This is a genomic window from Kitasatospora sp. MAP5-34 (genome assembly GCF_029894335.1).
Taxonomy (GTDB): Bacteria; Actinomycetota; Actinomycetes; order Streptomycetales; family Streptomycetaceae; genus Kitasatospora.
Genome location: NZ_JARXZC010000023.1, coordinates 1 through 14341 on the forward strand (window position 1 = coordinate 1; position 14341 = coordinate 14341).

The 14341-nt window shown below is 68.8% G+C and carries 14 protein-coding genes; 4 read left to right on the top strand and 10 right to left on the bottom strand.

What is annotated here, in order from left to right; genetic code table 11:
• Window position 1 precedes the first annotated feature (1 nt).
• Window positions 2-244, top strand: a complete 243-nt coding sequence (locus P3T29_RS19405) for a zinc ribbon domain-containing protein (RefSeq protein ID WP_280717782.1) — start codon at window positions 2-4, stop codon at window positions 242-244.
• A gap of 260 nt (window positions 245-504) precedes the next feature.
• Here P3T29_RS19405 and P3T29_RS19410 read toward each other — a convergent pair whose 3' ends face one another.
• The 6 genes from P3T29_RS19410 to uvrA all read right to left on the bottom strand — a co-directional run bounded on the left by P3T29_RS19410 (window position 505) and on the right by uvrA (window position 5991).
• Window positions 505-825: a hypothetical protein gene (locus P3T29_RS19410; RefSeq protein WP_280717783.1), complete on the bottom strand. Its 321-nt coding sequence runs from the start codon at window positions 823-825 to the stop codon at window positions 505-507.
• Window positions 822-1118, bottom strand: coding sequence for a hypothetical protein (locus P3T29_RS19415; protein ID WP_280717784.1), 297 nt, complete (start codon window positions 1116-1118; stop codon window positions 822-824). Before P3T29_RS19415 ends, P3T29_RS19410 begins: the two co-directional genes overlap by 4 nt.
• A 269-nt stretch (window positions 1119-1387) precedes the next feature.
• On the bottom strand, window positions 1388-2242 hold the full coding sequence (locus P3T29_RS19420) for a helix-turn-helix transcriptional regulator (RefSeq protein ID WP_280717785.1): 855 nt from the start codon (window positions 2240-2242) through the stop codon (window positions 1388-1390).
• Entirely contained in the window at window positions 2229-2393 is a 165-nt protein-coding gene (locus P3T29_RS32710; protein WP_348532844.1) for a DUF6879 family protein, read from the bottom strand. Before P3T29_RS32710 ends, P3T29_RS19420 begins: the two co-directional genes overlap by 14 nt.
• 103 nt (window positions 2394-2496) lie before the next feature.
• Entirely contained in the window at window positions 2497-2931 is a 435-nt protein-coding gene (locus P3T29_RS19425; protein WP_280717786.1) for a Rieske (2Fe-2S) protein, read from the bottom strand.
• Window positions 2932-3078: 147 nt separating this feature from the next.
• On the bottom strand, window positions 3079-5991 hold the full coding sequence (uvrA, locus tag P3T29_RS19430; RefSeq protein WP_280717787.1) for an excinuclease ABC subunit UvrA: 2913 nt from the start codon (window positions 5989-5991) through the stop codon (window positions 3079-3081).
• Between the two features lie 320 nt (window positions 5992-6311).
• Between uvrA and P3T29_RS19435 the strand changes: the two genes are divergently transcribed.
• A complete protein-coding gene (locus tag P3T29_RS19435; RefSeq protein ID WP_280717788.1) occupies window positions 6312-7076 on the top strand; it encodes a maleylpyruvate isomerase family mycothiol-dependent enzyme in 765 nt (254 codons plus the stop codon).
• 75 nt (window positions 7077-7151) lie between these two features.
• Complete coding sequence (locus P3T29_RS19440; protein WP_280717789.1) at window positions 7152-7805, top strand: MBL fold metallo-hydrolase; 654 nt, start codon at window positions 7152-7154, stop codon at window positions 7803-7805.
• A 111-nt stretch (window positions 7806-7916) separates the two neighbouring features.
• On the opposite strand, the gene P3T29_RS19445 is transcribed toward P3T29_RS19440, so the two are convergent.
• The 4 genes from P3T29_RS19445 to zapE all read right to left on the bottom strand — a co-directional run bounded on the left by P3T29_RS19445 (window position 7917) and on the right by zapE (window position 13370).
• A complete protein-coding gene (locus P3T29_RS19445; protein WP_280717790.1) occupies window positions 7917-8894 on the bottom strand; it encodes a TerC family protein in 978 nt (325 codons plus the stop codon).
• 320 nt (window positions 8895-9214) lie between these two features.
• Entirely contained in the window at window positions 9215-9796 is a 582-nt protein-coding gene (locus P3T29_RS19450; protein ID WP_280717791.1) for a TerD family protein, read from the bottom strand.
• A gap of 300 nt (window positions 9797-10096) precedes the next feature.
• Window positions 10097-12187, bottom strand: a complete 2091-nt coding sequence (gene uvrB / locus P3T29_RS19455; protein ID WP_280717792.1) for an excinuclease ABC subunit UvrB — start codon at window positions 12185-12187, stop codon at window positions 10097-10099.
• 103 nt (window positions 12188-12290) lie between these two features.
• Window positions 12291-13370 carry a cell division protein ZapE gene (gene zapE, locus P3T29_RS19460; protein ID WP_280717793.1) on the bottom strand — a complete coding sequence of 360 codons (1080 nt, stop codon included), beginning with the start codon at window positions 13368-13370 and terminating at the stop codon, window positions 12291-12293.
• Between the two features lie 121 nt (window positions 13371-13491).
• On the opposite strand from zapE, the gene P3T29_RS19465 reads away from it, so the two are divergent.
• Window positions 13492-14283 (top strand): pyrimidine reductase family protein, encoded by a 792-nt coding sequence (locus P3T29_RS19465; RefSeq protein WP_280717794.1) that lies wholly within the window; start codon window positions 13492-13494, stop codon window positions 14281-14283.
• Window positions 14284-14341: the final 58 nt, after the last annotated feature.

Here is a 14341-nt window from a genome sequence, read left to right on the forward strand (position 1 = left end):
CATGATCTTGGAAGCCGTGCCTGTTGCGCGCCTGGCTCCCCTCAAGCTGGCAGACCGTCACGAATCGGACGTCACGCGACTACGCCGAAGCCCTGAGACCCAGGGCCGCTTCATCTGCAAGAACCCGGCGTGTGGATTCGCCTGTAACGCGGACACCAATGCGGCCTGCAACATCGCACACGAGACCAAGGACCGAGCGCCCCAGGACATTGTGGGTGCCAGGACGTCGAGCCCTAGCCAGTAGGCAGGCTGTGAAGCGTCAACCACCCCGAACCCGCATTTGCAGGCGACGGGATTCTCTGTCCCGCAGGGCAGAGAGGATGTCAACGTACCGAGTGTGACCGACCTCCCGTCATCCCGAGTGGCGAGCTCGGCCGACCGCTCAGGCCGTAATGCACTGGGGGTTTCCGCTCTGGACCGCGACCTTGTACTCGGGGAGCGGGCTCGGGGCCCGAGCTGTCCTGGACGGACCGTCGGTGCCCGCGGAGCGGCTACAGCCTCCGCTCAGATCAGCCGTCGCAGTGCGCGGACAGCCGACCGAGCCGAGAGCGACGTCATCCCCGGGGCTCCTGGGATGTGTCCGGTCTGCTGCCCCTCCGAAAGGAGGGAGTCGAACCGGCCACTCACGAACGCGTCCCGCAGCACCGCCAGTTCGCCGACGGTGGCCACCGCCACGGCATCCGGCCTGTTCACGTTCGCCACAGCAACGCGATCGTCCTCCGTCACCGCCAGCACGAACCCCACCACCTCCTCAACCTCCGGGCCCGCCGCAGCCTCCCAGTGCAGCCCTGGGAACTCACCCGGGTAGTACTCGACCACGCTCACGCTGCCCCCTCGTCCCCGGAATCCAGCGCCTGCACCCGGATCTCCGTCCACACGTACTCCCACCGCTCCGCCTTCCGGTGCCCGTACCGGTCACCACGCTCAAGTACCCGGATCAGGGCCACAGTCAGGGCCTCGTCGTACGAACCGACCACCCGTACCGACACCTTCAGGCCGCCACTGTCGGCCCTGGTGACCGACGGCCGCTGACCGGTCAGCAGGTACAGCGCCTTCGCGATCTCCCTCGCCTCCGCACGCGCCTCAGCCAGACGTCGACGGACACTGTCCTCGGTCACATCAGCCTCTTCGCCCAGACCCCGATGACGAGCACCTCGTTCTCCTCCGGATGAGCATCGAGATACCCCTTCGGAAGCACGATCCCGAACCGGCGACAGGACGGACACGACCACGTGTCGTCCGCAGGGTCACGAAGGTTCACCCAGACAGTCAGCTGGTCATCCGCTGGGCACAACGGTGCTGGAATTCCTGGCCTGGCCATAGCCATATCTCCCGGATCAGTTAGGTGAGATACCAGATTAAGGTCGGCCGGACCGTCCCTCCAGCGCTATTCGCGCTCCCGCATAAAGTCATTGGCACACCGCCGCAGGAAGTCCGTAGCGTCCGCACCTGTGAGCGCATGGCTCATGAACAACTCGAACAGATCAAGGTGGTAGCTGACATCCTGCGGATTACGTAGGACTACCTCACCGGAGAATAGTTCGACCGTCACCAGTCGATTATCATAGATCACGAAGATATTCATCGGAGTAGCCGGAACCTGTACCGACTGCGGAATTACCGCAATCTCTACATTCGGCTTCTCGGCCACCTCGGCCATGTGCACGGCCTGCTCCGCCATCACTGGCAAACTGGCACGCTGCCATCTGACGGCTTGCTCGGTCATCAGGAATGTGAAGTGTCTCGACTGATCATCCAATACCGCCTGTCGATCCATTCGCGCCTGTACCGCTCTGGCGACATCCAGGGCCGGCGCACTCGGCAGCGTCTTCGAGAGCGTTCGTGTGGCATACGCCGGGACGTGGAGCAGTCCCGTTGGAATGGCAGGAAGGAAGTGCCGCATTCTCCGGGACGACTCTTCGAGTGCCTTCAGTTCAGCCTGCTTCTGATACAGGCCAAGTCGGGCGTAGGTCCACCATGCGGTGTAGTCCACATTCGCGGCGCGGGCCAGTGCCACCAGATCCCGCAGCACTTCCTCAGGAACTTCAAGGCCCGCCAAAATTCGTTCCACGTCAATGACGGTCGGAAGAGTCTTACCGGTTTCTATCCGGCTGATCTTCGCCTGGCTCATGTTGCAGCGAACCGCCAGTCGTTCACCGGACAAGCCAGAAGCCTGGCGCAGGTCCCGAAGAGCCTGCGCCAGGTCTTTACGCTGGTGTCCTTGGTGTTCAGGTTCGAGCACTGTTCCACTCTGTAAACGGTACGGACTCAGCCAGTGCGAGATCCCGCCAGCGGAGGTATTTCGGTAGATCAGGGCTCTTGATCAACTCACGGTTGATCTGCGTCCCGTCGGGACGGTAGTTCAGGTGGACCACGATGGACTCGTCGCCCAAGCGACCCCCGCCGATTGCTGCGACGAGGGCCGTTCTGCTGGTCGGCCGGATGCGGGCCGACCGCGTACAGGGACGGGTCGGCCCATGGCTCGGCCGAGACCGCTCAGGCCGGGGTGACCTGGAGGTTGCCGTTCTGGACGGCGACCTTGTACTCGGGGAGCGGGCTCGGGGCCGGGCCGTCCTGGACGGAGCCGTCGGTGATCGCGAAGCGGCTGCCGTGGCAGGGGCACTGGATCTGGGCCTGCTGGACCTGGTCCACGATGCAGCCCGCGTGCGTGCACTTGGCGCTGAACGCCTTGTACTGACCAGCCGTCGGCTGCGTCACCACGATCTTCTGGTCCCGGTACACCTTGCCGCCACCCACCGGCACATCGGCGGCCGGGCCGACATCGACCGGCCCGGCCGGCTGGGCCGAGGAGGAGGACGAGGACGCGGAGGACGAGCAGCCGCTCACCGCGACGGTACCGCCGGCGGCCAGAACGGCGGCGGCGCCGCAGAGCAGCGTACGGCGGGTGGTGTTGCCGGGGGTCTCGGTCATCGGTGGCAGCTCCCTCTGTGGCGTATGGACGCGCGGCAGTCTATGCGAGCCGGCTGAGGGAATCGTGCGCACTCCGAGCAAACCCCTACGGGGGCGCGGGGCTCAGTCAAGCGGAGCCCCGCGCCCCCGTAGGGAGCAGCCGACGCGCTACTTCTTGGCGGCGACCCGCTTCCGAGGGGCCTTCGCGGGAGCGGGCACTGCGGGCGCCGCGTCCAGCGAGCGCCCCGCGAGAATGTCGCGGAGGAACTTGCCGGTGTGGCTGGTGGACACCTCGGCGATCTCCTCGGGAGTGCCCTCGGCGACCACCAGGCCACCGCCGTTGCCGCCCTCGGGGCCCATGTCGACGATCCAGTCGGCGGTCTTGATGACATCGAGGTTGTGCTCGATGACGATGACCGTGTTGCCCTTCTCGACCAGCCCGTCGAGGACCTTGATCAGCTTGCTGATGTCCTCGAAGTGCAGGCCGGTGGTGGGCTCGTCGAGCACGTAGACCGTCCGCCCGGTCGAGCGCTTCTGCAGCTCGGAGGCGAGCTTGACGCGCTGCGCCTCACCGCCGGAGAGCGTCGGCGCGGACTGCCCGAGCCGGACGTACCCGAGGCCGACGTCGTTGAGGGTGCGCAGGTGGCGGGCGATCGGCGGGACGGCCTCGAAGAAGTGCAGGCCCTCCTCGATCGGCATGTCCAGCACGTCGGAGATGGACTTGCCCTTGTAGTGCACCTCCAGGGTCTCCCGGTTGTACCGGGCGCCGTGGCAGACCTCGCACGGGACGTAGACGTCCGGCAGGAAGTTCATCTCGATCTTGATGGTGCCGTCGCCCGAACAGTTCTCGCAGCGGCCGCCCTTGACGTTGAAGGAGAAGCGGCCGGGCAGGTAGCCCCGGACCTTCGCCTCCTGGGTCTCCGCGAAGAGCCGCCGGACGTGGTCGAACACGCCCGTGTACGTGGCCGGGTTGGAGCGCGGGGTGCGGCCGATCGGCGACTGGTCGACGTGCACCACCTTGTCGACCAGGTCGGTACCGGTGATCCGGGTGTGCCGCCCGGGCACGCTGCGCGCGCCGTTCAGCTCGCGGGCCAGGTGGGTGTAGAGGATGTCGTTGACCAGCGTCGACTTGCCCGAGCCGGAGACACCGGTGATCGCCGTGAAGGTGCCGAGCGGGAAGCCGACCGTGACGTCCTGGAGATTGTGCTCGCGGGCGCCGTGCACCGTGATCTGCCGCTTCTTGTCGCGCGGGCGCCGGACGTCGGGGGTCGGGATGGAGCGCTTGCCGGACAGGTACTGCCCGGTCAGCGACTCCTCGTTGGCCAGCAGTTCCTTGAGCGAACCCGAGTGCACGACCTTGCCGCCGTGCTCGCCGGCGCCCGGGCCGATGTCGACCACCCAGTCGGCCATCTTGATGGTGTCCTCGTCGTGCTCGACGACGATCAGGGTGTTGCCGATGTCACGCAGCCGGACCAGGGTCTCGATCAGGCGGTGGTTGTCGCGCTGGTGCAGGCCGATGGAGGGCTCGTCCAGCACGTACAGCACGCCGACCAGGCCGGAGCCGATCTGCGTCGCCAGCCTGATCCGCTGGGCCTCGCCGCCGGAGAGGGTGCCCGCCGCGCGGTTGAGCGAGAGGTAGTCCAGGCCGACGTCGACCAGGAAGCGCAGCCGCTCGTTGACCTCCTTGAGCACCCGCTCGGCGATCTGCTTGTCACGGGCCGTCAGCTTCATCGCGCCCAGGAACTCGGAGCAGTCACTGATCGACATCGCCGCGACGTCGGCGATCGACTTGTCCTGGACGGTCACCGCCAGGATCACCGGCTTGAGCCGGGTGCCCTGGCAGCTGGGGCACGGCACCTCGCGCATGTAACCCTCGAAGCGCTCCCGGCTGCTGTCGCTCTCGGCCTCGGAGTGGCGCCGGGTGACGAACGGGATCGCACCTTCGAAGGCGGTGGTGTACGAGCGCTCGCGCCCGTAGCGGTTGTTGTAGCGCACCTCGACCTGGGTCTTGTGCCCGTACAGCAGCGCCTTGCGGGCGCGCGCGGGCAGCCCGGCCCAGGGGATGTCCGTCCGGAAGCCCAACTCGCCGGCGAGCGCGTCGACCAGGCGTTGGAAGTACTCCTTGGTGTGGCCCTGCGACCACGGGTGGATCGCGCCCTCGTCGAGCGACTTCTCCTCGTCCGGGATGACCAGCTCGGCGTCGACCTCCATCCGGTTGCCGAGACCCGAGCACTCCGGGCAGGCGCCGAACGGCGAGTTGAAGGAGAACGAGCGCGGCTCCAGCTCCTCGAACGACACGTCGTCGTACGGGCAGTAGAGGTGTTCGGAGAACATCCGCTCGCGCTCGGGGTCGTCCTCGGGGAGGTCGACGAAGTCGAGCACCACCATGCCGCCGGCCAGCTTGAGGGCCGTCTCGACGGAGTCGGTGAGGCGGCGCTTGGCGCTCGCCTTGACGGTGAGGCGGTCGATGACCACCTCGATGGTGTGCTTCTCCTGCTTCTTCAGCGTGGGCGGCTCGGTGAGCTGGACGGTCCGGCCGTCCACCCGGGCGCGGGCGTAGCCCTTGGACTGCAGGTCCGCGAAGAGGTCGACGAACTCGCCCTTGCGCTCGCGGACCACCGGGCTGAGCACCTGGAACCGCGTACCCTCGTCCAGCTTCAGCACCCGGTCGACGATCGCCTGCGGGGACTGCTTGGCGATCGGGCGGGAGCAGTGCGGGCAGTGCGGCTTGCCGATCCGGGCGAACAGCAGGCGGAGGTAGTCGTACACCTCGGTGATGGTGCCGACCGTCGAGCGCGGGTTCCGGTTGGTGGACTTCTGGTCGATCGAGACGGCCGGGGAGAGACCCTCGATGAAGTCGACGTCGGGCTTGTCCATCTGGCCCAGGAACTGGCGGGCGTACGAGGACAGCGACTCGACGTACCGGCGCTGACCCTCGGCGAAGATGGTGTCGAAGGCCAGCGAGGACTTGCCGGAGCCGGAGAGGCCCGTGAAGACGATCAGGGAGTCCCGGGGCAGGTCGAGCGAGACATTCTTGAGGTTGTGCTCGCGAGCACCGCGGACGATGAGGCGGTCTGCCACTGCTTCTGGCGCCTTTCTCCGGTGGAGGTGGCTGAGAGAGGCTCCATGCTCCCTCTGTCAGGGACCAACGAGCGCAGTCGGGTGAATTCTTCCAGTGTGCGCCCGTCAGCCTACTAGCTCACGCGTTCGAATATCGAGCTCGTCCGGCCCGGTTCACCCGAACGAGCGAACGGCGGCCACGGCAGCTCTCACGAGCGCCCGGAAAACCCCTGCTCAGCGCCGCGCCCACCGGTAGCGTCACTGGCGGGTCGCCCGTTCTCCAACGAGTACGGACCCCTACGGGAAACGCCCACTTCACGCCAACCGGAGGCCACGCCGTCATGTCCGACACCGAGAGCGTCACGGAGACCGCCGCCCGCACCCTGCGCGAGGTCGCGGAAGCCACCGAGCGCCTGCTGCGCACCGTCGAGAAGCTGCCGCCGGAGGCCGTCGCCGAGCCCTCCGCGCTGCCGGGCTGGACCAGGGGCCACGTACTGGCCCATGTCGCCCGCAACGCCGACTCGCTGGTCAACCTGCTGGAGAGCGCCCGCACCGGCCGGGAGATCCCGCAGTACCGGAGCCTGGAGGCGCGCGACCAGGACATCGAGGACGGCTCCGGCCGCCCGCTCGCCGAACAGCTCGCCGACCTCCGGGGCAGCAACGCCCGCTTCGCCGAAGCCGCCGAGCTGTCCGAGCCGGCCTGGTACGCCGAGGTACGCCACCGCGCCGGGTACCTCTTCCCCGCCCACGAGATCCCGTGGCGGCGGCTGATGGAGGTCGAGTACCACCACGTCGACCTCGCCGCCGGCTACACCCCGGCGGACTGGCCCTTCGACTTCGCGGCCGCCGAGTTCCGGAAGCTGGCAGAGCGCTTCTCCGGCCTCGACACCCTGCCCCGCACCCTCCTCGTCGCCGACGACCTCGGCCCGCGACTCCACATCGGCGCGGCGGACGCGGGGCACGGGCTGACGGTCGAGGGCCCGGTCCGGGCGCTGACCGCCTGGCTCTCCGGGCGCTCCGACGGCGCCGGACTCCAGGTCCAGCGGGGCGGTGAGCAGCTGACGGACGCCCGGTCCGCCCTGCCGAAGCTTCCGGCGATGGGCTGAGCGCGCGATGATGCAGATGACGGACACTCAGGACTACTCAGGACCTCTCAGGTCAGACCGAGGAGCAGCGGCGCGATGACGTACCACGGAGCGGTTAAGGTCGGCGGCCCGCCGGACGTGCGGGAGCTCGCCCACCTGATCATCACCAAGATCGCGCTCGGCCCGTACGACAACAACGCCTACCTGTTGCGCTGCCGCGCCACGGACGAGCAGTTGCTGATCGACGCGGCCGCCGACGCGCCCGTCCTGCTGGAGACGGTCGGCGACCAGCTCGCCACGGTGGTCACCACACACCAGCACCACGACCACTGGGGCGCGCTCGCCCAGGTGGTGACCGCCACCGGCGCCCGGACGGCGGCCGGGCGGATCGACGCCGAAGGCATCGACGTCCCCACCGACCTCCTGCTGGACGACGGCGACATCCTTCGGGTCGGCCAGGTTGAGCTGACGGTGCGTCACCTGGTCGGGCACACCCCCGGGGCGATCGTGCTGACGTACGACGACCCGCAGGGCCACCCGCACCTCTTCACCGGCGACTGCCTCTTCCCGGGCGGTGTCGGCAACACCTGGAAGGACCCGGAGGCGTTCGCCAGCCTGTTCCGGGACGTGAACGAGAAGATCTTCGACGTGCTCCCCGACGAGACCTGGGTCTACCCGGGCCACGGCGGCGACACCACCCTCGGCGCCGAGCGCCCGCACCTCGCGGAGTGGGGCGAGCGAGGCTGGTAGCTCCGGCGGAACGACGACCTCGGCGAGGTCGGCCCGAACGCCCAGGTGCCGTCGACGTGGTTCGTCGACGGCACCTGCCGCATCGAGGGGCTACCGGATCTCCGGGAGCTGTCAGGCGTCGATCTTCGGGCGTTCCTCGGCCGCCTGCTGCCGCTTGGAGGCGATCAGGCTGGTCACGGTGGTGACGGCGAGCACCACCACGATGAAGCCGAGCGAGAACGGGATGCCGATCTCCGGTACGTGCAGACCGCTCTCGTGCAGCGCGTGCAGCACCAGCTTCACGCCGATGAAGCCGAGGATCACCGACAGGCCGTAGGAGAGGTGGACCAGCTTCTTCAGCAGGCCGCCGATCAGGAAGTAGAGCTGGCGCAGGCCCATCAGGGCGAAGGCGTTGGCGGTGAAGACGATGTACGGATCCTGGGTGAGACCGAAGATCGCGGGGATCGAGTCCAGTGCGAACAGGACGTCGGTGGTGCCGATCGCGAGCATCACGATCAGCATCGGCGTCATCAGGCGCCTGCCGTTCTCGCGGATCAGGAGCCTGGTGCCGTGGTACCTGTCGGTCGAGGGGAAGCGGCGCTCGATGGACTTGAGCAGGCGGTTCTCCTCGAACTCCTCGTCCTCTTCGTCGGCGCGGGCGTCCTTGACGAGCTTCCAGGCCGTCCAGACCAGGAACGCGCCGAAGAGGAAGAAGACCCAGGAGAACTGCGTCACCAGGGCCGCGCCACCGGCGATGAAGACCGCCCGGAGCACCAGCGCGATGATCACGCCGACCATCAGCACGCGCTGCTGGTAGATCCGTGGCACCGCGAACTTGCCCATGATCAGGATGAACACGAAGAGATTGTCGACACTGAGCGACTTCTCGGTGATGTACCCGGCGAAGAACTCACCGGCCGACTGCGAGCCGGAGTGCCACCAGAGGAAGCCGCCGAACAGGACGGCGAGGGCGACCCAGACGGCGGTCCAGACCCCGGCCTCCCTGATCGAGACCTCGTGCGGCTTTCGACCACCGATGAAGAAGTCGGCCACGACCAGGGCTGTCAGGACCCCGATCGTGCCGACCCACATGGCTACGGAAACGTCCACTTGCTGCTCCTCCGGCAGGTCGGCGGGACTGGGAGCGACCGTTGCCGGTCGGTCTACGTCGTCTGCCGGAGGTCTCTTCCGCCCGCGCGCTCAGTCGATGGAACGCGCCGGACCAGTGGCCCGGGATGCCGCTGAGGGCAGCCGTGATGACGGGCTCACTGCGATGGGAGTACTCCCCTCCGCTTCCGTCCACCGTACCAAAGAATGCCAAGAGAAGGTAAAGGGTTGCCCTGGAAGGTAAAGGGAGCGCTCGGGAAGGGGCCAGCGGAAGCAAGGGCCGGTGGAGCAAGGATCGGCGGAGCAGGGTCGGAGGAGCAGGGTCAGAGGAAGGGGTCGATCGCGGGCAGCATGTCCTGGAAGGTCCGGGCCTTGGCCGGTGCGCCGATGGCCTGCATGCCCCAGCCGCCCGCTTCGTCGCGGAACACCTTGGCCATGATCTGGCCGGTGTGCGGGCCGCCGCCGGCCAGTTCGTAGCGGGCCAGCTCATGGCCGGTGCTCTCGTCGACCAGCCGGCAGTGCGCGTTCTGCACCTCGGCGAAGGTCTGACCGGTGTAGGAGCTCACCGTGAAGACCACCTGGGTGACGTGCACCGGGACGTGAGAGAGGTCCACCACGATCGACTCGTCGTCACCGCCCGCGCCCGCGCCGCCCACCAGGTTGTCCCCGGTGTGCCGGACGGAGCCGTCGTTGCTCACCAGATGTTGGAAGAAGACCACGTCCGACGGGGTCTTCCCGGCGTACAGCAGGGCGGAGGCGTCCAGGTCGATCTGGCGCGTCCGGGTGCCGAACAGGCCGCGCTTGGGCGCCGCCTTCCAGCCCAGACCCATCCGGACGACCGTCAGCGACTCGCCCGAACTCTTCTGCAAACTGACCCGCTGGCCCTTGGCCAGGTTCACCGACACGGTGTTGTCCTCTCTTCTCAGCCCGGCAGGTCGGTCACCCGCCCGGCTCGACGATGGATCACCCCGTTGCCGTCCCCCGGCTGAGGCCCCCTCTGGGTGCGTACCACCCCCGGAGCATGCGTAGGCAGTACCCGCAGGCCAGCCTAGGGCCTGCGGGTGCGCACCTGCTCCGGGACTACCCCGCTGCGCCGTGACTGAGTCAGCTGATCCGAGGCGAGGCGGGTGCGGCTGGTCGGGGCGGGCCAAGCCCGCCCCCGGCGACCGGACCACGCCCACCTGGCGCGCCCACCTGGCGCGCGATCAGGCCATTCCTGCCTCGCGCATCTGCCGCAGCTCCTTCTTCAGCTCGCCGATCTCGTCCCGCAGCCGGGCCGCGACCTCGAACTGCAGGTCGGTGGCGGCGGCGTGCATCCGGTCCGTCAGCTCCTGGATCAGGTCGGCGAGCTCGGTGGCCGGGAGGCTCTTGCCCGGCTTGCGGCCGGCGCCGAGCGCGGGCACCGGGGCCTTGCCCTTGCCGCCGGAGCGGTAACCGGTGGAGAGCAGCTCCTCGGTGTCCAGGTCCTCGCGGGCCAGGGTGTCGAGGATGTCGCCGATCTTCTTCCGCAGCGGCTGCGGGTCGATCCCGTGCTCGGTGTTGTACGCCCGCTGGACCTCGCGGCGGCGGTTGGTCTCCGAGATCGCCAGTTCCATCGACGGCGTGATCCGGTCGGCGTACATGTGCACCTGGCCCGAGACGTTACGGGCGGCGCGGCCGATGGTCTGGATCAGGGACGTGCCGGAGCGCAGGAAGCCCTCCTTGTCCGCGTCCAGGATCGCCACCAACGACACCTCGGGGAGGTCGAGGCCCTCGCGGAGCAGGTTGATACCGACCAGCACGTCGTACTTGCCCGCCCGCAGCTCGCGCAGCAGCTCGACCCGGCGCAGGGTGTCGACGTCGCTGTGCAGGTACCGGACCCGGATGTCCAGGCCGAGCATGTAGTCGGTGAGGTCCTCCGCCATCTTCTTGGTGAGGGTGGTGACCAGGACGCGCTCGTCCTTCTCGACCCGGATGCGCACCTCGTGCACCAGGTCGTCGATCTGGCCCTCCGTCGGCTTGACGACCACCTCGGGGTCGATCAGGCCGGTCGGGCGGATGATCTGCTGGACCGTGCCGTCGCCGCGCGCGAGCTCGTACTTGCCGGGGGTGGCGGAGAGGTAGACCGTCTGCCCGACCCGCCCGAGGAACTCCTCCCACTTCAGCGGCCGGTTGTCCATCGCGGAGGGCAGCCGGAAGCCGTGCTCGACCAGCGTGCGCTTGCGGGAGGCGTCGCCCTCGTACATCGCGCCGATCTGCGGGACCGTCACATGGGACTCGTCGATGACCAGGAGGAAGTCCTCCGGGAAGTAGTCGAGCAGGGTGTTGGGCGCGGTGCCGGGCTCGCGGCCGTCGAAGTGCATCGAGTAGTTCTCGACGCCGGAGCAGCTGCCGATCTGGCGCAGCATCTCGATGTCGTACGTGGTGCGCATCCGCAGGCGCTGCGCCTCCAGCAGCTTGCCCTGCTTCTCCATCTTCGCGAGCGAGGTCTCGAGCTCCTGCTCGATGCCGTTGATCGCCCGCTCCATCCGCTCCGGGCCGGCCACGTAGTGGGAGGCGGGGAAGACGTAGATGGACTCGTCCTGGCTGATGATCTCACCGGTGAGCGGGTGCAGGGTGTAGAGCGCCTCGATCTCGTCGCCGAACATCTCGATCCGGACGGCGAGTTCCTCGTACACCGGGAAGATCTCGATGGTGTCGCCCCGGACCCGGAAGGTGCCACGGGTGAAGGCGATGTCGTTGCGGGTGTACTGGATGTCGACGAACCGGCGCAGCAGCGCGTCCCGGTCGAACTCCTCGCCGACCTTGAGCGGGACCATCCGGTCCACGTACTCCTGCGGGGTGCCGAGGCCGTAGATGCAGGAGACGGACGCGACCACGATCACGTCGCGGCGGGTCAGCAGCGAGTTGGTCGCCGAGTGCCGCAGGCGCTCGACCTCGTCGTTGATCGACGAGTCCTTCTCGATGTAGGTGTCCGTCTGGGCGATGTACGCCTCGGGCTGGTAGTAGTCGTAGTACGAGACGAAGTACTCGACCGCGTTGTTGGGGAGCAGCTCGCGGAACTCGTTGGCCAGCTGGGCGGCCAGCGTCTTGTTCGGCGCCATCACCAGGGTGGGGCGCTGGAGCTTCTCGATCATCCAGGCGGTGGTCGCCGACTTGCCGGTACCGGTGGCACCGAGCAGGACGACGTCCTTCTCACCCGCGCGGATGCGGCGCTCCAGCTCGGCGATGGCCGCCGGCTGGTCGCCGTTGGGCTGGTAGGGGCTGACGACCTCGAAGGGCGCCACTGTCCGCTCGATACTCGTGATGGGTCGCACGCGACTACCGTACGACCCGGCACCGACAACCGGGGCGGTTCGGGTGTTCCCTTCCGCTCCGAAGGGTCAACGCAGGCGGGCGAGCAAGGTCACGGCTTCAGGGTCAGCTCAGCTTCGCGCTGTCGCGGGACAGGGCGACCAGGCGGGAGACGGCTCGGAGGTACTTCTTGCGGTAGCCGCCGCGCAGCATCTCCTCGGAGAAGACCTGGTCGAAGGGCACGCCGGAGGCGGTGATCGGCAGCTCGCGGTCGTACATCCGGTCGGCGAGGACGACCAGCCGCAGGGCGGTGGACTGGTCGTCGACCTGGTGGACGCCGCGCAGGCAGACCGCCGTGACGTCGTCCAGCATCGCGCCGTACCGGCTGGGGTGGACGGCGGCGAGGTGGCCGAGCAGGGCGTCGAAGTCGTCCAGGGACGCGCCGGGGGTGCGCGCGGCGACGGCCTCGACGGTCTCGTCGGAGTAGGGCGCCGGGGCTTCGGGCAGGCCCCGGTGACGGTAGTCCTGGCCGTCGATCCGCAGCGGGCGGAAGTGCGCGGAGAGGCCCTGGATCTCGCGGAGGAAGTCGGCGGCGGCGAACCGGCCCTCGCCGAGCTTCTCGGGCAGGGTGTTCGAGGTGGCGCACAGCTTGACGCCGTTGTCGACCAGCCGGCCCAGCAGGGTGGAGACCAGGACGGTGTCGCCCGGGTCGTCCAGTTCGAATTCGTCGATGCAGAGCAGCTTGTGCCCGGAGAGGGTCTGCACAGCCTGCTGGAAGCCGAGCGCGCCGACCAGGTTGGTCAGCTCCACGAAGGTGCCGAAGGCCTTGGGGCCGGGGGTGGCGTGCCAGAGCGAGGCGAGCAGGTGGGTCTTGCCGACGCCGTACCCGCCGTCCAGGTAGACCCCGGCGGGGCCGGTGGCCACGGGCGCCGAGCGGCGGAACCAACCGCGCTTGGCGGCGGTGGAGCCGCCGTTGAGCGAGGCGGCGAACTCCTCGAGCACCCGGACGGCCTCGTACTGGCTCGGCTGGGTGGTGTCCGGGAGGTAGCTGCCGAAGCTGACGTCGGAGAAGCGCGGCGGCGGGACCATCTCCGCGACCAGGCGCTCGGCGGGCACGACCGGGCGGCGGTCGGTGAGCGCGAGCGGCGCGGAGGGCGCGGTCGAGGGCGTCGCGGCTATGGCGTCGGGGTGAGAGGCAGCAGGCACGTTAGTAGAGGGTACGCGCCGCGCACCGAGGACCGGAAAGAGCGGGCGGACCAGGAGCAGTGGGCGGACCGGGACGAGCACGAACGGGAGGAGCGGTGCCCACCGTGGAAGACTCGGTCCCATGCAGCAGTTGATCAGCCCGCTGGGCACCCCGTACGCCGACCCGCAGTCGCTGGAGGCGCTCGCCGCCGTCTACGCGTACCCCGACCAGGTGAACCACGGGCGGGCCTGGCTGCGGGCCAACATGGTGGCAGGTCTGGACGGCGCGGCGCGGCTGGAGGGGCTCTCGGAGGGGCTCTCCGGGGATGCCGACAAGCGGATCTTCGGGGTGCTGCGGGCGCTCGCGGACGTGGTGCTGGTGGGTGCGGAGACCGTCCGCGCCGAGGGGTACCGGCCGGCCCGGGCCCGGGCGGAGTTCGCGGCGGCCCGGGCGGCGGCGGGGCAGGCCCCGGCGCCGGCCATCGCGATCGTCAGCCGTGCGCTGCGGCTGGACCTGACGGCGCCGCTGTTCACCGAGCCGCTGGTCAGGACGGTGGTGGTGACCACCGAGGACTCCCCTGCCGAGGCCCGCAGGGCGGTGGCCGAGGTCGCGGACGTGGTGGTGGCCGGTGAGCGTTCGGTGGACCTGCCGGCGGCGGTCGCGGCGCTGGCCGACCGGGGGTGGACCCGGCAGCTGACCGAGGGCGGGCCCCGGCTGCTCGGGCAGCTGACGGGCGCCGGGCTGCTGGACGAGCTGTGCCTCTCGCTGGCCCCGCTGCTCACGGGCGGGGACGCGCCACGAATCGTGCAGGGTGCGGAAATGGCTGACGCGCAGCGGATGCGGCTGGTGTCATTGATCGAGCAGAAAGGTTTCCTCTTCACCCGATACCTGCGATACCCGTGTCCGGGCGATTCCGCGCCCACTTCCCGGTGATTTGGCTCCTACGTGGCCCGTGTGGCGCGTGTGCAGCGTGAGGAAAGCTTCCTCCGGG

What these genes read in the sequence shown, in the direction of transcription:
- P3T29_RS19425 (WP_280717786.1), bottom strand. Translation starts at nt 2,931, where the DNA reads ATGACCGAGACCCCCGGCAACACCACCCGCCGTACGCTGCTCTGCGGC.
- P3T29_RS19465 (WP_280717794.1), top strand. Translation starts at nt 13,492, where the DNA reads ATGCAGCAGTTGATCAGCCCGCTGGGCACCCCGTACGCCGACCCGCAG.
- P3T29_RS19405 (WP_280717782.1), top strand. Translation starts at nt 2, where the DNA reads ATGATCTTGGAAGCCGTGCCTGTTGCGCGCCTGGCTCCCCTCAAGCTG.
- P3T29_RS19440 (WP_280717789.1), top strand. Translation starts at nt 7,152, where the DNA reads ATGACGTACCACGGAGCGGTTAAGGTCGGCGGCCCGCCGGACGTGCGG.
- P3T29_RS19435 (WP_280717788.1), top strand. Translation starts at nt 6,312, where the DNA reads ATGTCCGACACCGAGAGCGTCACGGAGACCGCCGCCCGCACCCTGCGC.